Below are 3238 nucleotides of genomic sequence, written 5' to 3' on the forward strand. Positions count from 1 at the left end.
AAAGTCACTGACCCATAATTGGTCAGGTCGATCAGCACTAAAATTCCGTTTCACTAAATCACCTGCCCGTTTTTGATCATCTCGGCTGCGGGTAGTTTGTTTGTTCTTACCACGCCAAACACCTTGTATATCTAGCTTTTGCATCAATCGAGCAACTGTACAACGTGCAATAACATAACCCTCACGTTTCAATTTTTGCCAAACTTTACGTACACCATATCGACCTGAACTTTCTTTCCAAATACGTTTGATTTGCTCTGCATGATGTAAATCATGCAGAGCACGTTTCGCTCGATGTTCTGGGTTATCAACGAGATCTAAAGCCCGATAATAGGTCGAAGCTGCAATCGGTAAAATTCTACAAATCGCTTCAACACCATATCGATCTTTATTGTTATGGATAAAATCCACCATTATTTGTGTGGGCGGTCGAGCTCCGCCTGGGCGAAAAAAGCGGCTGCTTTACGTAGAATTTCATTGGCACGTTTTAATTCTTTAATTTCACGTTCCATTTGCTTCATTTTTTCTTGGTCAGATACCTGTTGTACTTTGGCGGGATTTTGTTGATCTAAGTATTTTTGATACCAAACACGTAGCGTTTCAGGAGTACAGCCAATTTTAGGAGCAATTGCGGAAACTGCTGCCCAATTCGATGGATAATCTTTTTCAGATTCAATTAGTAATTGAACCGCTCTTTCTCTAATTTCGGGGGTATAGTTTGGTTTTTTCATCGGAATAGTCTCTCAGAATATTGACTCTCCGACAAACCCGGTACGGTTCAAAGCCTAAACTTGCTACATCTTGATTATCTGAATGCTGATGTTTTGTGAGTACCGAGCCTGCACCTTCTTCTTGTGCTAAAGCATCTGCTTGCCATCTTTGAAGGTGTACCGCAGTTGGTTGTAGAGAACGCAATCCTGTGAATGCTGTGATACTGTCTTGTCGTTCTGTAGCACTACTTCGATGAAAACGAATATTGCGACGATCTAATGCTTGAAATTGGGCATTATCATCAATTAAGCGTAGCTTTTGTGGTTTGATCTGTTCAGATGAACTCCATACTTGATGCTGTGCTTCATCAATCAGTGTAGTTACACCTTCAGAAGCTAAAAGTCGTTTAATAAAGTCGTAGTCGGTTTCATTGCTCTGCATGATGAAGGGACGAACATCATAGCTTTTGCTTAATCCGCTTTTATCTAAGGTTAAGCTAGAAGCGAGTAATGGGCTTTTCACTTGCCATTCTTTGAATAAGATATCGACCACATCAAGCACGGATTTATTCATAAATACACGGCTATTTCTGCGGTGTTTGAACAATGCAGCTGGGTCTTCTACAGTTAAACGATAAAGGGTAAGTGAACCATCACTCGCACCTGCATCAGCTTTGGTGATAATCCCAGTCGTACGAGTCAACTGAGATTGATCAGTGACAATATCTATAGCAACTTGACTACCAATGAATTGCTTTAATGGAATAGTGGCATCTGTTGCTAGGCAGATTAATTGAAGGTGAACACCATCGTTCAACTGATGTGTGCCATCAACACGTTGCAAAAAGACTTTGTTATTTAAGTCAGTATTTGAAAATTGGATATGAATGGCTCGTTTCTGAGCTGTCAGTCCAAGCTGTTCTAAAGCAGCGTATATGTTGATCGCCATATTGTCGTTTTATTCATTCTTTAATCTGCCAGTGTTTAATTATATCAAACACATTTTTAAGGCACTATAGATATTTGTATGGCTGCCACAAACTCTGTCTTGGTTATTTAAGTAAAGTACTATACCTCAATATTTTTTAAATAAGTTTGAACTTTAGGGTATACAATAGAGAAAATACTAATAAAATCTATAAGCTTATGTCTAAAGATAATATTAAAAGTACTGCGATTACATGCAAAGGCTATGATTATCAAACTTTATTCGGCATAATTATTCTTGCTGACTGGCTGAATTTCCCAGACAAATACCAGAAGGTTTTATTTAAAGCGATTGATGATACTGACGATACACCGCAGGCATTAGATGACGTAATTTGTGTCACAAAAGATAATAAATATGACTACTATCAAGTCGAATATTCACCTTTTCCTGAAAAAGAATAGACGATATTTTTCTAGGAAAGTGGTGGCTATTCAATGCTTGCCTTTTGGTTGAGCGTACCATTGAGTTTTGGGATCAAACAAAATAGAGATATTTCCTCGATTTATTAATGCTCTGTTATAAGAAGGCCAATTGGTTGTGCGATATATTTTAGATGTGGGCTTATTCATTTGAGAATTATAATGTTGAATAAGCCTTTACAGATAGGTTTGTGCAACAAAGCCTTTCTAGATTATGAAGATTAATAATAGGGTTCTTTCATAAGTCATTCTTTATTCAGTTCTAGGTTATAGATTCCAGTAATAGAATGGGATCTATAACCTAATATTTTGCATCAATTGCGATATTGCTAAGCAATAAATTTGAATTTTTTCAAACCGCCAAATACATTCACAAGCCCAATTTTTCTTTTATTGTAAATGCAGCATCAAAATTCTTAGTTATCCTCCAATGTTATATAAGTGGTTAGGACAAGTTTTAAGTATTATCTCTTTCACAGGCACAACTTTTGCGTCTATTACAAGTTATATAATTTGCATATAATCGAAGCTAATCACTATAAGCTATATTTTTTAATTTTAGAATGATTTTAGTGACCAACTCCAGATCAATCTATTTCTAACAAATCCAAAAATAATTTAGATTTTGTTGACATTTCATAATGGTAACCAGATAAAGATACAGGCTAAAGCAACGGAGTTTTCATAGTTCCGCATTAGCCTGTCATACCGATTGGCAGTTCATCGTAAATATTTTTTAATCTTGTTAATGCATTTTCCATTGAATACCTGATTTTATATAAACACCAATCCATATGTTGATTACTAGATTTAGACTTACATTTTTTTAGTATATTTACTTTGGTTTCGGTTTTCTCAATTTTTCTCTAAATAATTCTGAATTATAACTCCTATCTGCACACAATATTTCTTTTTCCTTTAAATCCAAAACATCAAACAAATAAGATGCACTTTCACATCATGGGTCTTGCTATCATTAAAAATAGATTCAATAGGATTTCCATCCGCATCCACAACTAAATAGATTATAGAACTATTTCCACCAACGTTATTAGAAATAGCTTGGTCTTTCACTCCTGCCTTATGTTGATGCACTCGCATATGAGAGGCATCAATAG

Annotated in this window: 1 protein-coding gene, 4 pseudogenes and 1 other annotated feature; of the genes and pseudogenes, 1 reads left to right on the forward strand and 4 read right to left on the reverse strand. The window is 35.8% G+C overall.

What is annotated here, in order from left to right; translation table 11 throughout:
* Together AVJ19_RS20645 and AVJ19_RS20650 are read right to left on the reverse strand one after the other, a co-directional pair.
* Positions 1-731 (reverse strand): annotated as a pseudogene (locus AVJ19_RS20645) (IS3 family transposase); the annotation flags it as partial.
* Positions 340-456 (reverse strand) — a sequence feature (AL1L pseudoknot). It overlaps the preceding pseudogene by 117 nt.
* Before the next feature lie 46 nt (positions 732-777).
* Positions 778-1659: pseudogene (locus AVJ19_RS20650) on the reverse strand (contractile injection system protein, VgrG/Pvc8 family); the annotation flags it as partial.
* Between the two features lie 197 nt (positions 1660-1856).
* Between AVJ19_RS20650 and AVJ19_RS20655 the strand changes: the two are divergent.
* On the forward strand, positions 1857-2102 hold the full coding sequence (locus tag AVJ19_RS20655; RefSeq protein ID WP_111861379.1) for a hypothetical protein: 246 nt from the start codon (positions 1857-1859) through the stop codon (positions 2100-2102).
* A gap of 33 nt (positions 2103-2135) precedes the next feature.
* Here the strand turns inward: AVJ19_RS20655 and AVJ19_RS20660 are convergent.
* A pseudogene (locus tag AVJ19_RS20660) lies at positions 2136-2270 on the reverse strand (IS5/IS1182 family transposase); the annotation flags it as partial.
* Positions 2271-2756: 486 nt separating this feature from the next.
* Positions 2757-3238: pseudogene (locus tag AVJ19_RS22625) on the reverse strand (transposase); the annotation flags it as partial.

Source organism: Acinetobacter sp. CFCC 10889, assembly GCF_003268395.1.
In the GTDB taxonomy this organism is placed as follows: Bacteria; Pseudomonadota; Gammaproteobacteria; order Pseudomonadales; family Moraxellaceae; genus Acinetobacter.

Bases quoted from the DNA above. Each gene is read 5' to 3' on its own strand.
- AVJ19_RS20655 (WP_111861379.1), top strand. From the start codon at position 1,857: ATGTCTAAAGATAATATTAAAAGTACTGCGATTACATGCAAAGGCTAT.